The organism is Kiloniellales bacterium (assembly GCA_030064845.1).
Classification (GTDB): domain Bacteria; phylum Pseudomonadota; class Alphaproteobacteria; order Kiloniellales; family JAKSDN01; genus JASJEC01.
The window spans coordinates 1-17721 of the sequence record JASJEC010000019.1 but is presented as its reverse complement, the minus strand read 5'-3'; the positions used below and the strand labels follow the sequence as shown (position 1 = coordinate 17721).

11 protein-coding genes are annotated in these 17721 nt (G+C 67.5%); 6 read left to right on the top strand and 5 right to left on the bottom strand.

Annotated features, from left to right (window positions below; all coding sequences use genetic code 11):
- Positions 1-190: 190 nt before the first annotated feature.
- From QNJ67_09470 to QNJ67_09455, 4 genes are read left to right on the top strand one after another with little or no spacing between them, the layout of a single operon-like run.
- The gene (locus QNJ67_09470; protein MDJ0609193.1) at positions 191-496 is read left to right on the top strand and encodes a metalloregulator ArsR/SmtB family transcription factor; all 306 of its coding nucleotides are present in this window, start codon (positions 191-193) and stop codon (positions 494-496) included.
- On the top strand, positions 493-1026 hold the full coding sequence (locus QNJ67_09465) for a hypothetical protein (GenBank protein ID MDJ0609192.1): 534 nt from the start codon (positions 493-495) through the stop codon (positions 1024-1026). Before QNJ67_09470 ends, QNJ67_09465 begins: the two co-directional genes overlap by 4 nt.
- A complete protein-coding gene (locus QNJ67_09460) occupies positions 1023-2018 on the top strand; it encodes an acyl-CoA desaturase (protein ID MDJ0609191.1) in 996 nt (331 codons plus the stop codon). The genes QNJ67_09465 and QNJ67_09460 overlap by 4 nt, the downstream gene beginning before the upstream one ends.
- Positions 2008-2418: an ACT domain-containing protein gene (locus tag QNJ67_09455; protein ID MDJ0609190.1), complete on the top strand. Its 411-nt coding sequence runs from the start codon at positions 2008-2010 to the stop codon at positions 2416-2418. The genes QNJ67_09460 and QNJ67_09455 overlap by 11 nt, the downstream gene beginning before the upstream one ends.
- Here QNJ67_09455 and QNJ67_09450 read toward each other — a convergent pair.
- Positions 2415-3272, bottom strand: coding sequence for a sterol desaturase family protein (locus QNJ67_09450; GenBank protein MDJ0609189.1), 858 nt, complete (start codon positions 3270-3272; stop codon positions 2415-2417). The two genes, QNJ67_09455 and QNJ67_09450, sit on opposite strands and share 4 nt — an antisense overlap.
- A 101-nt stretch (positions 3273-3373) precedes the next feature.
- Between QNJ67_09450 and QNJ67_09445 the strand changes: the two genes are divergently transcribed.
- On the top strand, positions 3374-3955 hold the full coding sequence (locus tag QNJ67_09445; GenBank protein MDJ0609188.1) for a TetR/AcrR family transcriptional regulator: 582 nt from the start codon (positions 3374-3376) through the stop codon (positions 3953-3955).
- Here the strand turns inward: QNJ67_09445 and QNJ67_09440 are convergent.
- The 3 genes from QNJ67_09440 to QNJ67_09430 all read right to left on the bottom strand — a co-directional run bounded on the left by QNJ67_09440 (position 3952) and on the right by QNJ67_09430 (position 6925).
- Entirely contained in the window at positions 3952-4893 is a 942-nt protein-coding gene (locus QNJ67_09440; GenBank protein ID MDJ0609187.1) for an alpha/beta hydrolase, read from the bottom strand. The two genes, QNJ67_09445 and QNJ67_09440, sit on opposite strands and share 4 nt — an antisense overlap.
- Before the next feature lie 282 nt (positions 4894-5175).
- Positions 5176-5952 (bottom strand): SDR family oxidoreductase, encoded by a 777-nt coding sequence (locus tag QNJ67_09435; protein MDJ0609186.1) that lies wholly within the window; start codon positions 5950-5952, stop codon positions 5176-5178.
- 22 nt (positions 5953-5974) lie between these two features.
- A complete protein-coding gene (locus tag QNJ67_09430) occupies positions 5975-6925 on the bottom strand; it encodes an arginase family protein (protein ID MDJ0609185.1) in 951 nt (316 codons plus the stop codon).
- 241 nt (positions 6926-7166) lie between these two features.
- Here QNJ67_09430 and betA point away from each other — a divergent pair, with 241 nt between their 5' ends.
- Positions 7167-8858 (top strand): choline dehydrogenase, encoded by a 1692-nt coding sequence (betA, locus tag QNJ67_09425; GenBank protein MDJ0609184.1) that lies wholly within the window; start codon positions 7167-7169, stop codon positions 8856-8858.
- A 130-nt stretch (positions 8859-8988) separates the two neighbouring features.
- Here betA and QNJ67_09420 read toward each other — a convergent pair whose 3' ends face one another.
- Positions 8989-17694, bottom strand: a complete 8706-nt coding sequence (locus QNJ67_09420) for a cadherin domain-containing protein (protein MDJ0609183.1) — start codon at positions 17692-17694, stop codon at positions 8989-8991.
- Positions 17695-17721: the final 27 nt, after the last annotated feature.

The window sequence follows — 17721 nt, the reverse complement described above, 5'->3', positions numbered from 1 at the left end:
TCGATCTCGCCGGTTTCGGCATTGGCCGTGCCGAAAGCTCGGATACGGAGCAAAGCCGGGCGTCCGAAGGCAAGGACCGGAGTAGCCGGCTGCTGAGCGGCGGCAGGCCCGAGGCGCGCTCCTTTCAAATCCCTGACAGGCAGAAAGAGTTTCCTTGTATTTAGATACTTTCCTTGTTAGGAAAATATCTATGTCGAGCCCTTTCAAAGCCCTCTCCTCCGAGCCGCGCCGCCGGATCCTGAATCACCTTTCCGGCGGCCCCATGACCGTCAGCGAGATCGCGGCTCAGTTCGACATGGCCACGCCTTCGATCTCCAAGCACCTCTCGGTACTCAAGGAGGCCGGGCTGGTGCACGAACAGAAGCGGGGCCAGTACGTCATCTACAGCGTGGCGGCGGACAGCCTGGCGAATGCTCTTTATAGCTTCTTAACCCCCTTCTGCCCCGATGCCCGGCGGATCACGGCGAAACGCAAAGGAAAGGACGAGGAGGCGTGACGCTTCCGGCGCCAGCCTTACGCCTTGCCGACTTCCTCGGCGAGCTCGGCGGCCGCTGGGGTAACCCGGCCCTGCCCTGCCGTGTTCACGGCTATCTGTATCTGGTCGCGCGTCCGGCAACCGAAGCCGAGCTCCGCGAGGCGCTGGCCTTGGGTGGAGCGACGCTCGCCGACGCCCTCGCCTGGCTCGAAGCCTTCGGCCTGGCCGAGCGCGCGGGCGCGGCGCAGTGGCGCACCGAGAGCGACCCCTGGAACGTCTTGATGCGGGCCCTGGAGGAACGTCGGCGGCGCGAGCTGGCTCCGGCCCTCGACCTGCTGCGCGGCTGCCGGAGCGAGCTGGCGGCAGCGGGTCCAGAACACCAGCCGGTCGGCGCGCAAGTAGACAAGCTCGTCGCCTTGGCGGAGGACCTCGCCGCCATCGACGCGCAGGCCAGCCGCCTCTCGCCTGAGCGCCTGAGGAGCGTTCTGAGGGTCGGCGGCCGCGCCGCCCGCTTTGTGGACCGACACTTCGGGAAGGAGCGCCCGCGATGACCGAGCAGGATGCCTACAAAGTCAATTCCCTGACGGATCTCGACACGGCCGACCCGACCGAGGGGGAAGTCGTCTGGGATTGGCCGCGATCCATCTGGAACACCCTCATGTTCCTGTGCGCCGTGGTGCTCGCGCCGCTGACCTTCGAGTGGAGTGCCTTGGGGGTCTTCCTGGTGACCAGCGCGGTCACGCTCTGCGCCGGTCACTCGGTTGGTTTTCACCGCCGCCTCGTGCACCGCAGCTTCGAATGCCCGAAATGGCTCGAGTACGTCCTGCTCTGGCTCGGCACGCTTGTCGGCATGGGCGGTCCGATATGGACCATTCGGCTGCACGACAGCCGCGATTGGGCTCAGAGGCAGCCGAACTGCCATTGGTTTCTGCGCCACGGCAAGCCGTTTCTCCTCGAAGGGTTCTTCTATCTCAACTTCGGGATCAAACTGAAGAACCCGCCCGGCTTCGACCCCGGTCCCGACATCGCGGGAGACCGCTTCATCGTTTTCCTCGACAGAACTTGGATGCTTCATCAAGTCCCCATCGCTCTCGCGCTCTATTGGCTGGGCGGCTGGTCCTGGGTGGTCTGGGGGGTGTGCCTGCGGGTCTCCGCCTGCACGACCATGCATTGGATGATCTCATACTTCGCCCATACACGCGGGCCCCAGGACTGGCTCGTCGATGACGCGGTGATCCAGGCGCACAACGTTCCATGGCTCGCCATCCCGACCATGGGCGAGGCTTGGCACAACAACCACCACGCTTTTCCCAGTTCCGCGCGTCACGGGCTCTATCCGGGCCAGATCGACCTCGGGTGGCGCTTCATCCAGGTGCTGCAGTTGCTGGGCCTGGCCTGGAACGTGAAGCTGCCCAGCGAGCTGCCGCCCAGGGCCGGCATTTCGCCGACCACGGAGCGGGCGCTCGCGGCGGCCGCCGACGGCCAGGCGGCCCTGTCGGCACCGCCGCCCAGCGGCAGTCCGGAGGCCGCCCATGTCGGGTGAGACGCGCCTGGAGACGCTGCTCGCGGCCATGCGGCCGCGGCTGCATCCGGAGGTCTACGTCTTCGCCACCACCGCCGCGGCCTACGACGCCGCCGCGCTGGCGCCGCTGCTCGTGTTCCAGGAATCGGAGGGCACGACGCTGATCGTGACCCGCGCAGCGGCCGAGGCAGCGGGGCTCGCCCACGAGTTTCCCTGCCGCAGGATCACCCTCGAGGTGCATTCGGCGCTCGAGGCGGTCGGCTTCATCGCCGCCGTGGCGGCCAGGCTCGCCGAAGCCGGGATCGGCGCCAATCCCGTCGCCGGCTTCTACCACGACCACCTCTTCGTGCCCGAGGACCGCGCCGAGGAAGCGCTCGCCGCGCTCGAGGCCCTGGCGTCTGGAGTCGCGACGAAAAGCTAGGCCGGAGGGCGGACAAGGCAAGCGAGCTTGTTGCCCAGGCCCTTGGTGGTCCAGGCCCGACGCGCCAAGCGCTGGAACCCGTGAAAGAAGACGACCAGCGGGTTGATCGAGCGGATCTGCTCGGTCAGGCCGTAGACGACCTTCTCCTTCTCTTCCGCGAAGCTGCCGAAGAGCCTGTCCCAGACGATCAGGATTCCACCGAAGTTCTTGTCGATGTACTGCGGGTTGGCGCCGTGGTGAACCCGGTGGTGGGAGGGCGTGTTGAAGACCGCCTCGATCGGCCGCGGCAGCTTGCGGACCGTCTCGGTATGGAGCGCGGTCTGGTAGAGCAGGTTCATGGATTCGGCGAAGAGGACCAGCGCCGGGTGGAAGCCGAGCAGGACCAGCGGAAGATGGAAAGGCAGTGGGATCAAGCCGTCCAAAGGCCCGAAGCGGTAGGCCACCGAGATATTGAAGTAGGGCGAGCTGTGGTGAACCGTGTGGCTCGCCCAGGCGAGCCCCACCCGGTGGGAGAAGCGGTGCTCCCAGTAGTAAGCCATGTCCCCCAGCAGGAAGCAGAGCAGAACCGACCAGAGCGTGATCGGGATGTCGAACAGCCGGTACTCGTGAAAGACGTAGAAGATGCCGATGTAGAAGGCGCCGAGAAGGATGTAGTAGAGCCCGATGAAGGCGGTGAGCGTGACGAAGTTGGTCACCGTGTCGCCGAGGATGTTCCAGGTCAGCGCCCGCTTGAACAAGAGGCGCAGCAGCTCCACCCCGAGAAAAGCGAGGAAGATCAGGAAGAACCAGTCGTTGATCTGCTCGTCCCAGGCATAGAGCTGCCACTCGCTGAAGGTCTGTTCGAGGTAGGCCACGGCCCTGCTCCCTGCGCCGTTACGTTGATAATCAAAATTGACAATTTACATCTGATCTGTCCAGGATAAATTGTCAAGTCTGACAACTAACGGAGGCCGCGGTGCCGCGCCCGAGCGTGAAGACCGAGCGAACCGAGGAGATCCTGGACGCCTTCGAGCGCTGCGTGGCGCGCTTCGGCGTGGAAGGCTCGACGCTGGAGAAGATCGCCGAGGAGGCCGGCCTCAGGCGCAGCCTCCTGCGGCACTATATCGGCAACCGCGACGACCTGTTGGACGCCCTCGTCGCGCGCTTCCTGGACCGCTCGAGCCAGGACAGCGACGAGCTCTTCGCCGCCCTGCCGGCCGAGGGACGGGCGGCCGCCTTGATCGACTTTCTCTTCGACGAGTCCTACGCCGACGCGCAGGCGGTCCTCGTGGCCGACGCTCTGGTGGCGGCGAGCGCCCACCGGCCCGAGCTCGCGCCCAAGCTGCGGTCCTGGATCGAAGACTTCGTCGAACGAATCGCGGCCGAACTCGGCCGCTGCTTTCCCACCGCCGAACCCGGGGCGTGCCAGGCGGTCGCCGCCGGCCTCGTCGGCATCTTCTTTACCGTCGACTCCCTGAACCCGCTTGGGTCCATGCGCGGCTTCCGTTCGGACGCGAGGGCGGCCGCCCACCGCCTGGTCGCCAGCCTGGAAAGCTAGTCGAGGTAACGCTTCAGAAAGGCCGCAATCTCCTCAAGCGACTGCCCGGCCTCGGGGATCTCGGGATAGAACTCGAAGACGTGCCAGAGGCCGTCCCAGACGTTGAGCCGGCTCTCGGCGCCGGCCTGGCGCAGGACCCGGTGCAGGCGCACGGCCTGGCTGAGGAAGAGGTCGCGCGTGCCCGTGGTGATCAGGGTCGGCGGAAAGCCGGCGCCGTAGGCGCCGCGCAGCGGCGAGACCAGTGGATCGTCGGCCGGATGGCCGCCGGTGTAGAGCTCGGTGCAGGCGCGGACTGCCGCCGGCGTCAGGGTCGGGTCGCGCTCGGCGTTGACCTCCAGACTGTCGCCGCCCCCGGCCAGATCCGCTGCCGGCGACAAGAGCGCGGCGGCCGCCGGCAGCGGCGCCGCCTCGGTCTGGGCGCGCTGCAGCAGGGCCAGCGCCAGGTTGCCGCCGGCCGACTCCCCGGCCAGCGCGAGCTTGTCCGCCCCGAAGCGGTCGACGAGCGCCCGGTAGACCGCCCAGACATCGTCGAGCGCGGCGGGAAAGGGGTGCTCGGGGGCGAGCCGGTAGTGCGGCGCGAAGACCGGCCGGCCGAGGTGGTGGGCGAGCGGCGCGCTGATCCGAAGGTCCTCGAAGGGGCTCCCCAGCACGAAGCCGCCGCCGAAGAGGTAGAGCAGTGCCCCTTCGCCCTCGGGCGACAGCGCCTTGGGCCGCAGCTCCTGCACCCGGACCCCGCCGATCTCGCCATCCTCGGCCGAAGCAACGTAGCGGTCCCGCATGGCTTCGCAGCCGACCCGGTAGGCCGCCCGGGTCTCCTCGCGCAGCGCGACGATGCCCTCGGCGGTCCGCGGCGGGTCGGGCTTCGCGAGATTCTCCCGGACGAAGGCTTTCGCCTGGGGACTGAGCGAAGCGGGCGCGCCGTCGGATTTGCCGACCATGGGAGGAGTCCTGGGTCTAAATTTGCAGGCAGCATAGTAATGCCGGGGCGCGCGAGTGGGATAGGGTCGGCCTGCTTGGCCGGCACCCTTCGGCAAAGGCGATGTCGGACGCTCCCCTCTTCGAAGAGGGGCCGGCACCAACCGACCCCTCCATGTCTCTGTCATGGCCGGACTTGATCCGGCCATCCAGGGCGACCGCAGGTCACGTGCCGGCTTTGCTGGATGCCCGGATCAAGTCCGGGCATGACAGAAAGAAGGCGCACGACATCCGGCCGTACGCGCCTAAAGCGCCTCGACGTTGCCGCAGACGCTGAGCGCCTGACCGGAGATGTTGCGTCCCGCCGGCGTGCAGAGGAAGTGCGCCATGTCGGCGATGTCCTCGGCCGAGACCATCGAGCGCAGCGAGACCTTGGCGAGGTTCTCCTGCTTGACCTCCTCGACCGGCCGGCCGAGCGTCTCGGCGCGCGCGGCGAAGACCCGCTCGATGCGCGGCCCCTCGACCACGCCGGGCAGAATGGCGTTGACCCTGATGCCCTCGGGCCCGAGCTCCACCGCCAGGCTCTTGACCAGTCCGACCACGCCCCACTTGGTTGCCGCGTAGGGCGTGCGGTAGGGAAAGCCGAGCCGGCCGGCGACCGAGGAGAGGCAGATGATCGAGGCGGCCTCGGAGACGCGCAGCAGGGGCATGGCGTAGTGGGTGCAATAGAAGTGCCCGGTCAGGTTGACCTCGACGGTGCGCCGCCAGTCGGCGGGATCGAGCTCGCCGACGCCGGCGGTCGGCCCGGCGATGCCCGCGTTGTTGACCAGCACGTCGAGGCCGTCGAGGCTCTCCAAGAGTGCCGCGACCTGGCCCTCGTCGGCCACGTCGCAGGGCCAGGCGCTGCAGTCGTGATGCGCCTGGCGGAAGTTCTCGAGCGCCGCCTCGTCGATGTCGCAGACCGTGACCTGGGCACCCTCGCGCGCGAAGCGGGCGGCGATCGCCCGGCCGATGCCGGCCGCGCCGGCCGTGACCAGGACCCTGAGGCCCGCTGGGATCCTGGATCGGCTTTCTTCCGTCATGCGCTTTCCCCCTCTATCGCGTTCATGAACCGGCGCGGCGAAGCGACGGCGCCTGGCAGGCCAGCGCCAGGCACTGGATCATCACGGTCCCGGCCAGGAAGGCCGTCATGCCGCCGACGTCGTGGGGCGGGCTCACCGTGTTGACGTCGAAGGCGACGTAGTCGAGGCCGCCGAGCGAGCGCAGGAAGTCCAGCCCTTCCCGGGCCGTCGCACCGCCCCAGGTCGGGGTGCAGACGCCCGGCGCGCAGGACGGGTCGAAGAAGTCCATGTCGAAGCAGAGGTAGACCGGCTTGCCCGTGAAGCGCTCGCGCAGCTCGGCGCCTACGTGGTCGAAGCCCCGGCGGGTCAGCTCCGCGCCGTCGATCAAGGCGTAGCCCTGGTCGCGCGTGTGCTCGAACACGCCGCCCAGCGAAACCGTGCCGCGCGGCCCGACGTGGATCGAGCCGGCGGCGTCGACCACGCCCTCCTCGGCCGCCCGGGTGAAGGTGGTCGCGGTGTTGTAGCGGTCCTGCACCGCGTTGCCGTCGCCGGGGTAGGTGTCGGTGTGGGCGTCGATGTGCAGCACCACCAGGTCGGGATACTTGCGGTGCAGCGCGCGCAGCTGCGGCAAGGTCACCGAGCCGTCGCCGCCCATGGTGACCGGAACGGCCTCCGCCTCGACTAGGCGCGCGACCGCCGCCTCGATGCGCTCGAACGAGGGCTCGATCATGCTGGGGATCACGTCGACGTCGCCGCAGTCGACCAGGTTCAGCGCGTCCAGGGGGTTGAAGTCGGCGTGCGGCGGCTGGAACGGCCGCACCAGCCCCGACTGTGCGCGGATCGCCGCCGGCCCCTGGCGCGCCCCGATCCGGGTCGGGTGGGTGCCGCAATCGAAAGGCATGCCCAGGATCGCCGCCTTGCTGCCGCGCGGGTCGCGCGAGAAGGGCACGCCCATGAAGGTGCCGGGGGCGTCTAATCCTGAGGTCTCTGTCATGGGTGAGGTCTAGCCCTCTTGGAGACGGACACTGGAATCCTTGATCACGGTCATCCTTCGACGAGCTCAGGATGAGGGACTTTTCTTGCAACACCCCGCCCTCACCCTGAGCTTGTCGAAGGGTGATGGTGCCGGGTTCGCACCTCTTGTGCGGATGCTAAAGCCGCTTCCGACCGATGACCAGCTTTCGGCGTGACAAGCGCTTCGGGCCCGCCGAAGATGAACCCGCGGGGAGAGGGCTATGGACGCCAAGGAATTCGACTACGTCATCGTGGGCGCCGGTTCGGCCGGCTGCGTGCTGGCCGCGCGCCTGACCGAGGATCCCGACGTCACGGTGCTGCTGCTCGAGGCCGGCGGCAGCGACCGCTCGATCTTCATCCAGATGCCCTCGGCGCTCTCCATCCCCATGAACATGCCGCGCTACAACTGGTTCTTCGAGTCAGAGCCCGAGCCCTTCCTTGACGGCCGGCGCCTGCACTGCCCGCGCGGCAAGGTGCTGGGCGGCTCGTCCTCGATCAACGGCATGGTCTACGTGCGCGGCCACGCCTGCGACTTCGAGGAATGGCAGGACAGCGGCGCCGAGGGCTGGGGCTACAGCGACTGCCTGCCCTACTTCCGCCGCGCCGAGACCTGGACCGGCGGCGGCGACGAGTACCGCGGGGCCGAAGGGCCGCTCGGCACCTGCAACGGCAACGAGATGCGGAACCCGCTCTACCGCGCCTTCGTCGAGGCCGGCCGGCAAGCCGGCTACCTGGAGACCGAGGACTACAACGGCCAGCAGCAGGACGGCTTCGGCGCCATGCACATGACGGTCAAGGACGGCCGCCGCTGGTCGACCGCCAACGCCTACCTGAAGCCGGCGCGCGGCCGGCCGAACCTGGCGGTCGCAACCGAGGCGCTGACACGCCGCGTGATCCTGGAGGGCCGCAAGGCCGTGGGCGTCGAGTACGAGCAGGGCGGCCAGCCGGTCGTCGTAAAGGCCAGACACGAGGTGATCCTCTCGGCCGGCTCGATCGGCTCGCCGATGATCCTCCAGCTCTCGGGGGTCGGGCCGGCAGAGGTGCTGCGTGCCGCCGGAGTGCCGGTCGTCCACGAGCTGCCCGGCGTCGGCGAGAACCTGCAGGATCACCTGGAGGTCTACTTCCAATTCCGCTGCACTCAGCCGATCACCCTGAACGGCAGGCTAGACCCCTTCAACAAGCTGCTGATCGGCGCCCGCTGGTTCTTCTTAAAGGACGGCCTGGGCGCGACCAACCACTTCGAGTCCTGCGCCTTCATCCGCTCCAAGGCGGGCATCAAGTGGCCGGACATCCAGTACCATTTCCTGCCGGGCGCCATGCGCTACGACGGGAACGCGGCCTTCAGCGGCCACGGCTTCCAGGTCCACGTCGGCCCCAACAAGCCCAAGAGCCGCGGCCGCCTGCGCATAACCTCGGCCGACCCGCGCGCCAAGCCGAGCGTGCTGTTCAACTACATGGAGCGGGACGAGGACCGCGAGGCCTTCCGCGCCTGTATCCGCCTGACCCGCGAGATCATGGTCCAGCCGGCCATGGACCCCTACCGCGGCGAGGAGATCCAGCCGGGCGCGGCGGTCGCCGAGGACGCGGCGCTCGACGCCTGGATCCGGGCCAACGCCGAGAGCGCCTATCACCCCTCGTGCACCTGCAAGATCGGGCCCGACGACGACCCCATGGCCGTGCTCGATCCCCAGTGCCGGGTGCGCGGCCTGGAGCGCCTGCGCGTGGTCGATTCCTCGGTCTTCCCGACCATCACCAACGGCAACCTCAACGCGCCGACCATCATGGTCGGCGAGAAGGCCGCCGACATCATCCGCGGAAAGCCGCCTCTGCCCGCCTCCAACGCGCCCTACTACGTCCAGCCCGACTGGCAGACCAGCCAGCGTCCGGGAACCCCGGAGCGAGTCACCGAATAACAAAAAAGGGGTTTCACCACAGAGACACAGAGAACACAGAGGAAAAACCAAGATCATCGCGCGCAAGCGCGCATAAAACCCTGGTTTCTTCTCTATGCTCTCTGTGGTGAGACTTTTTATTTTTGGGTTTTTACCACTCGATGCGTTCGATGCCGGTGAAGTCGATGGTCGAGCCGTCGACCAGGGTGATCATGCCGGCCGCGTCGTCGGAGAGGTCGAGGAAGTCGGCGCCGGAACTCTCGACCGTGCCGCTGTCGAGCTGGTAGGTCCAGCCATCGGTCGGGTCGCCGCCGCCCTGGTCGCGCAACTCGATCACGTCGGTCCAGCCGCCGCCGTCGCCGCCCTCGACCGTCGCGCTGAAGGCGCTGGAGTCCTCGTTGATGATGAAGAGGTCGCTGCCCTCCTCGCCGTAGAGGGTATCGTCGCCGCCGTTCGCGGTCAGCGTGTCGTCGCCCTCGCCGCCCCACAGCGTGTTGATCCCGCTGTCGCCGGTCAGCACGTCGTTGTGGTCGGAGCCGACCAGGTTCTCGATGTTGGACAGGATGTCGGCTTCCGCGTCGCCGCCGATACCCGTGCCGGCGTCGAGATCGACCGTGACCGCCGCCGAGGAGCCCTCGTAGGAGGCCGTGTCGGTGCCCGCGCCGCCGTCCAGCGTGTCCCCTTCGGCGCCGCCGTCGCCCCGCGTGTCCTGGTAGACGTGGCTGTAGACGCCAGAGGAATCGCCCGAGCCACTGCCGTCCCAGGTGACCACCACGTCGCCGCTGTTCAGGACGGCCACGTCGGGCGAGCCTTGATCCCCGCTGGTCGAGCTGTTGACCAGGACCTCGCCCGAGACGTCGGTGCCGCCCGAGTCGAACTGCTTGGCGTAGACGCCGGTGCCACCACCGTCCTGGGAATCAGACTGCCAGACGATCATGTAGCCGCCGTCGGGCAGTGCGGCGATCTCCGGCTCACCCTGATCGTTCGAGGTGGTGTCGTTGATCTGGACCTCGGAACCGATCGCCGTGCCGCTCGAATCGAAGCGCTGGGCATAGACGCCCGTGCCGCTGCCATCCTGGCCGTCGGACTCCCAGACCACCACGAAATCGCCGTTCGTCAGAGTGGCCGACGTGGGCGCGCTCTGGGTCCCGCTGGTCGTGGTGTTGACCCGGAACTCACTGCCCACGGCAGTGCCGCTCGAGTTGTAGATCTGGCCGAAGACGCCCGCCGAGTCGCCGGTGCCTTCACCCTCCCAGGTGACGACGAAGCCGCCATCGTTGAGCACCGTGATCGAGGGATTCGACTGGGTGTTCGAGGTCGTGGTGTTGACCAGGAACTCGCCGCCGACCTCGTTGCCACCGGAGTCGTAGCGCTGGCCGAAGACGCCCGAGGAGTCGCCGCTGCCACTGCCGTCCCAGACCGCGACAAAGCCGCCGTCCGGCGTGGCAGCGATCGTCGGTGCGTCCTGGGTGCCACCGGTCGTGGAGTTGATGGTGAACTCACTGCCCGCCGGGTTGCCGTTGGAATCGTAGACACGCCCCATGACATTGTCGGGGCTCTCTTCGCCCGTGGGCTCGGCCCAAGTGACGACGAAGCCGCCGCCGACCAGGCCGGTGACGTCGGCCTCGAAGAGACTGGTCGTATCCTCTTCGCCGAAGGCGCCGATCGTGATCTCGCCCCCGACCGCGTTGCCGTCGGCGTCGTAACGCTGGGCATAGACGTGGTTCGTCTCCTCCTCGTCCTCGGGAGCATTCTGCCAGACGACCACGTAGCCGCCGTCGTCGAGGGCCGCGACTGCGCCATCCTTCTGGGTATCTGAGGTCGTGGTATTGGATTGGGTCTCGCTGCCGGAGGTGAAGTCGATGCTGCCGCCGGCGCCGCCGTGCAGCCAGTCGTCGCCGTCGCCGCCGTTCAGCGTGTCGGCGCCGTCGAAGCCGTACATGACGTCGTCGTTCGCCGTGCCGGTGGTGTCGTCGGCGCCCGCGGAGCCGAAGTGGAGGCCGAGGTCCTCTGAATAGGTGTTGCCGTTGCTGTCCTCGACCTCGACCGTGACGGTCTGTGACCCGAGGCCGCTCAGGTCGACGTCGCTGGCGCTGTTCTCGTAATAGTTGATATTGCCGGTGTTCTCGCCGATGAAGGCGTCCACATCGCCATCGCCGTCCAGGTCGGCGAAGACCGGGGCGGAATTCGAACCGATATCGACCCCGTCGAAGGGGTTTGACGCGCCGGTCTGCTGGGTGAAGGTCGGGCTGCTGCTGTCGCCGGTATTCTCGTAGTAGTTGATGTTGCCGCTAGCCTCGCCGATGAAGGCGTCGAGGTCGCCGTCGCCGTCGACGTCGACGAAGGTCGGCTTCGAATCCCGCCCGACATCCACGCCGTCGAAGGGGTTGGACCCGCCGGTCTGCTGGGTGAAGGTCGGGCTGCCGCTGTCGCCGGTGTTCTCGTAGTAGTTGATGTTGCCGTCATACTCGCCGATGAAGGCGTCGAGGTCGCCGTCGCCGTCGATGTCGACGAAAGTGGGCGCCGACCTGGCGCCGATATCGACGCCGTCGAGGGGGTTGGACCCGCCGGTCTTCTGGGTAAAGGCCGGGCTGCTGCTGTCTCCCGTATTCTCATAGTAGTTGATGTTGCCGGACGATTCGCCGATGAAGGCGTCGAGGTCGCCGTCTCCGTCGATGTCCGCGAAGACCGGCGTCGACCTGGCGCCGATGTCGACGCCGTCGAAGGGGTTGGACCCGCCGGTCTGCTGGGTGAAAGTCGGGCTGCTGCTGGTGCCGGTATTCTCGTAATAGTTGATGGTGCCGTTGTCCTCGCCGATGAAGGCGTCGAGGTCGCCGTCGCCGTCGATGTCCGCGAAGGTCGGCGTCGACCTGGTGCCGATATCGATGCCGTCGAAGGGATTGTCCGAGCCTGTCTGCTCAGTGAAGTTCGCGTCGCCCGGCACGGCAGAGATGGCGCCGGTCGAGCTGTCGATCTGGAACAGGCCGCCGGCGTTGTCGGTCAGCGTAAAGGTGTAGGTCTGGCCGCCCGAGGGGTTCACCACGCTCGCCGTGGCGACCGTGTCCGCGGCGCTCGCGTCCGTCGTCAGCGCGCTGTTGCCCGCGAAGGTGAGGTCGCTCGGGGCCTCGTTGAGATCGATGGTGAAGGTCTGGGTCGAGGTGGAGCCGTCGGTCGAGGTGGCCGTCACCTCGATATCGTGCGAGGCCGCGACGTCGTAGTCCAGCAGTGTGTTGTCCGCGACGGTCACGACGCCGGTGTTGCCGTCGATCGCGAAGCGCCCGCCGGCATCGTCGGAGAGGCTGTAGGTGACCGTGTCGCTGGCGTCAGCATCGCTCGCCGCCGCGGTGATGCCCACGGTGGCGCCGTCGGCCGCCGTGTCGGAGACTTCGTTCGCCCCGGCATCGCCATCCGAGATCGCGCTGGCTGAGAACTCCGAGGTGTCGTCGGTCAGGTTGATCGTGAAGGACTCGGAGTAGGTGTTCGCGGCCGAGTCGGTGACCTCGACCGTGACGGTGTGGCTGGTCGCACTCTCGTAGTCCAGCAGGCCGCCATCGGCGACGGTGACCTCGCCGGTGCTGCTGTCGATCGTGAAGCGGCCGCCGGCGTCGTCGGTCAGGGCATAGCTGAAGGTCTCGCCGGGGAAGGAGTCCGTGGTCGAGATCGTGCCGACGCTCGCGCCGTTGGTGGCGCTCTCGGACACCGTGTTGGCCGAGAGGTCCATGTCGGTCGGTGCGAGATTGATCGGCGGCGTGATGGTTACGTCGATGGTCTCGACCGCGTCCGCCGTGTCGCTGCCGTCGGTCGCCGTCGCGGTCACGGTAAGCTGGAAGGTACCGGTGTAGTCTTCGGGCGGGAAGAGTTGCAGCCCGGAGAGCTCACCCGAGTCCAGGGTCCAGGTGCCGTCGCCGTTGTCCGTGCCGGCCGAGAGGCTGGCCCCGGTCGGCACGCCGGAGACCAGGATCGAGAGCGATTCCGACCCGTCGGTATCGACCAGGGAGGAGGAGACCGACAATTCGACGAAGTTCGGATCGACGTCGAAGGTATCGTTGATCGTACCACTGTAATCGACGGTCAGGTCGACGTCGTCGAAACGGATTTCGGTGAGTTCGCTGGTCGTGGTCTTCTGGTTGTTAAAGCCGCCCAGGGTGAGCGTGTGATTGCCGGCGGAGAGCGAACCCAGGTCGATCGTGACGGTCTGCCAACCGGTGTCGCCGCCGCCGTTCAGCTGCGCGACGTAGTCGTTGCCGCCTGTGCCGATCAGGTTGCCGTCCAGGCTGATCAGAACCTGAGAGTACTCATTGTTCTCGTAGGAGTTGTCCTGCTCCATCCGGTAGCTGAAGGTGATGCTGCCGGTGCCGGCATTGGAGACGTTGAAGGTCTGGGAGAAGCCGCCCGACATGCCGTCCGTGATGTCGACGCCATCGACGCCACCCAGTTCGACCAGCAGCCCGCCACCGGTCTCGCCGTCCGACGCGCCCCAATTGCCCGTAGCATAGTTCGACTGGCTGGTGCCGCGGAAGGTGTCGTCGCTGTAGGTGAAACCGCCGGCGCCGGAGGCGAAGCCGTCGTTGACCGGGTTCTCCTGACCCGAGTAGTTGGCCTCGATGTTCAGCGTGAAGTTGGTGTCGTCGCCGGCGGGCGGCTCGATAACCAGCTGGTCGAGCTCGCCGGAGACCAGCGTCCAGGTGCCATCGCCATTATCGGTGCCGGCCGAGAGCGTCGCGCCGCTCGGCACGTTGGAGATCGTAACCGATAGGCTCGGGTCGCCGTCGAGCGCCATGATCGCGGGCGGGATCTCGACCTCGACCGCGCCGTCCTGGCTGCCCGACGCCGTGTTGGTCGCGCTCAAATTGGGCGTGTCGGCGACCGGATCGACCGTGACGTCGATTGTCTGGGGCGCCGAGGTCTCGACCGTGGAGCCGTCGTCCGAGGAAGCAGTGACGGTCAGCTGGAAGTCATCATCACTGTGCTGCGGCGGCGTGATGGTCAAGCCGCCGAGCTCGCCCGAGGTCAGGGTCCAGGTGCCGTCACCATTGTCCGTGCCCGCCGAGAGGGTCGCGCCGGAGGGGACGCCGGCGATCAGCACCGACTGGGTCGCGCCGGGCTCGAGGTCGGCCAGGTTGATGGTCAGCGGGATCGCCGTGTCCTCGTTGCCGGTCGAATCCCCGGTCGTCACCGTGGGCGCCTCGTTCAGGTCGTCCACCGTGATCGTGAAGGTCTCGGCGTAGTCCAACCCGCCGCTGTCGGTCACCCGGATGGTGATGTCGTGGCTGGTGTCGGTCTCGAAGTCGAGCAGAGAGCCGTTGGCCACCCTTACCTCGCCGCTGGAGCTGTCGATCTGGAAGCGGCCGCCGGCATCGTCGTCCAGACTGTAGGTCATGGTGTCGCCGTCATCGGGGTCGGAACCGATCGCCACGTTGACCAGCGTGCCGTTGGCGGCGTTCTCATCGACCGAGGTGCCGAAGGCAATATCGGTCGGCGCCTCGTTCACGTCGCCGACGTTGACCGTGAAGCTCTGGGTCGAGGTCGAGCCGTCGGTCGAGGTCGCGGTCACCTCGAGGGTGTGGCTGTCGGCGGCCTCGTGGTCGAGCAGGGAGCCGTCGGCAACGGTGACCACGCCCGTCGTGCCGTCGATCTCGAAGCGCCCGCCGGCGTCGTCGGAAAGACTGTAGGTGACGCTGTCCGTGGCGTCGGTGTCCGTCGCCAGGGCCGTGACACCGACCACCGTCCCGTCTGCGGCGTTTTCCGCCACCGTGTTGGCCGAGGCGTCGCTGTCGGTGACCGGACCCGCCGAGGATTCCGCCGTGTCGTCCGTCAGGTTGATGGTAAAGGTCTGGGTCGAGGTCGTCCCGTCGGTCGAGGTCGCAGTCACCTCGACCGTGTGGCTGGTCGCGGTCTCGTAGTCCAGCAGGCTGCTGTCGGCGACCGTGACCACACCGGTGCTGCTGTCGACGTCGAAGCGACCGCCGGCGTCGTCGCTCAAGGAATAGCTTACGGTGTCGGTCGCGTCGGCGTCGGTCGCCAGCGCGGTGATGCCGACGGCGGTGCCGTTGGCCGCGCTCTCGGAGATCGTGCTCGCCGAGGCATCGGTGTCGGAGACGGCGCTGACCGAGTACTCCGTGTTGTCGTCGCTCAGGTTGATCGTGAAGCTCTGGATCGAGGTCGAGCCGTCGGTCGAAGTGGCGGTCACTTCCACCGTGTGGCTCGTGGCGGTCTCGTAGTCGAGCAGGCTGTTGTCGGCGACCGTGACGACGCCGGTATTGCCGTCGATGTCGAAACGTCCGCCGGCATCGTCGCTCAAGGCGTAGGTGACGCTGTCGGAGGCATCGGGGTCGGTCGCCAGGGCGGTCACCCCGACGGCGGTGCCGTTGGCGGCGCTTTCCGAGACCGTGTTGGCCGAGGCGTTGCTGTCGGAGACCGCGCCGACCGCGTCTTCCGCCGTGTCGTCGGTCAGGTTGACGGTGAACGTCTGGGTCGTGGTCGTGCCGTCGGTCGAGGTGGCGGTGACCTCGACGGCGTGGCTCGTGGCCGTCTCGTAGTCGAGCAGGCTGCTGTTCGCCACCGTGACCACGCCGGTGCTGCTGTCGATGTCGAAGCGCCCGCCCGCGTCGTCGGACAAGCTGTAGCTGACGGTGTCGGTCGCGTCGGCGTCGGTCGCCAGCGCGGTGACGCCGACCGCGGTGCCGTTGACGGCGCTCTCGGAGATCGTGTTCGCCGAGGCGTTGCTGTCCGCAACCGCGCTGACCGAGTACTCCGTGTTGTCGTCGCTCAGGTTGATGGTGAAGCTCTGGATCGAGGTCGAGCCGTCGGTCGAAGTGGCGGTGACTTCCACCGTATGGCTCGTCGCGGTCTCGTAGTCGAGCAGGCTGCTGTTCGCCACCGTGACAACGCCGGTGCTGCTGTCAATGTCGAAGCGCCCGCCGGCATCGTCGCTGAGGCTGTAGCTGACCGTGTCGGTCGCATCGGCGTCGGTCGCCAGCGCCGTGATGCCGACCGCGGTGCCGTTGACCGCGCTCTCGGAGACCGTGTTGGCCGAGGCGTTGCTGTCGGTCACGGACCCGACCGCGTCTTCCGCCGTATCGTCGGTCAGGTTAATCGTAAAGCTCTGGGTCGCGGTGGAACCGTCGGTGGAGGTGGCGGTGACCTCGAGGGTGTGGCTGGTCGCGGTCTCATAGTCGAGCAGACTGCTGTTCGCCACCGTGACAACGCCGGTGCTGCTGTCGATGTCGAAGCGCCCGCCGGCGTTGTCCGATAGGCTGTAGCTGACCGTGTCGGTCGCATCGGCGTCGGTCGCGAGCGCTGTGACGCCGACCGCGGTGCCGTTGACGGCGCTCTCGGAGACCGTGTTGGCCGAGGCGTTGCTGTCGGAGACCGCGCTGACCGAAGCTTCCCCGGTGTCGTCGGTCAGGTTGATCGTGAAGCTCTGAACGCTGGTCGAGCCGTCGGTCGAGGTGGCCGTGACTTCCACCGTGTGGCTGGTCGCGGTCTCGTAGTCGAGCAACGAGTTGTCGGCGACCGTCACCACGCCGGTGCTGCTGTCGATGTCGAAACGCCCGCCCGCGTCGTTGCTGAGCGAGTAGCTGACCGTGTCGGAGCCGTCGGCGTCGGTCGCCAACGCGGTAACGCCGACCGCGGTACCGTTGACGGCGCTTTCGGAGACCGTGTTGGCCGAGGCGTTGCTGTCGGTGACCGGCCCGACCTGGGCCTCGCTCGTGTCGTCGGTCAGGTTGACCGTGAAGCTCTGGGTCGCGGTCGAGCCGTCGGTCGAGGTCGCGGTGACCTCTACGGTGTGGCTCGTCGCGGTCTCGTAGTCGAGCAGCAAGTTGTCGGCGACCGTCACGACGCCGGTCGTGCTGTCGATGTTGAAACGCCCACCGGCATCGTCGCTCAGGCTGTAGCTGACGGTGTCGGTCGCGTCGGCGTCGGTGGCCAGCGCGGTGACGCCGACCGCCGTGCCGTTGACGGCGCTTTCGGAGACCGAGTTGGCCGAGGCGTTGCTGTCGGAGACCGGGCCGACCGCGGCTTCCGCCGTGTCGTCGGTGAGATTGATGGTGAAGCTCTGAGTCGCGGTGGAACCGTCGGTCGAGGTCGCGGTGACCTCGACGGTGTGGCTGGTCGCGGTCTCGTAGTCGAGCAACGAGTTTTCGGCGACCGTCACCACGCCGGTGCTGGCGTCGATGTCGAAGCGCCCGCCGGCATCGTCGGAGAGGCTGTAGCTGACGGTGTCGGTCGCGTCTGGGTCGGTCGCGAGCGCGGTGACGCCGACCGCCGTGCCGTTGACGGCGCTCTCGGAGACCGTGTTGGCCGAGGCGTTGCTGTCGGAGACTGCGCCGACCGCGTCTTCCGCCGTGTCGTCGGTCAGGTTGATCGTGAAGCTCTGCACCGAGGTCGAGCCATCGGTGCTCGTGGCGGTGACTTCCACGGTGTGGCTGGTCGCGGTCTCGTAATCGAGCAGGCTGCTGTTCGCAACGGTCACCACGCCCGTCGTGCTGTCGATGTCGAAGCGCCCACCCGCGTCGTCGGAGAGCGAATAGCTCACTGTGTCGGTGGCGTCGGCGTCGGTCGCCAGCGCGGTGACGCCGACCGCCGTGCCGTTGACCGCGCTTTCGGAAACGCTGTTCGCCGAGGCGTTGCTGTCGGAGATCGCGCCGACCTGCGCCTCGCTCGTATCGTCGGTCAGATTGACCGTGAAGCTCTGAACCGAGGTCGAACCGTCGGTCGAGGTCGCGGTGACCTCTACGGTGTGCGAGGTCGCGGTCTCGTAATCGAGCTGGCTGCTGTCGGCGACGGTCACGACACCCGTCGTGCTGTCGATGGCGAAGCGCCCGCCCGCGTCGTCGGAGAGTGAATAGCTCACCGTGTCGGTCGCGTCGGCGTCGGCGGC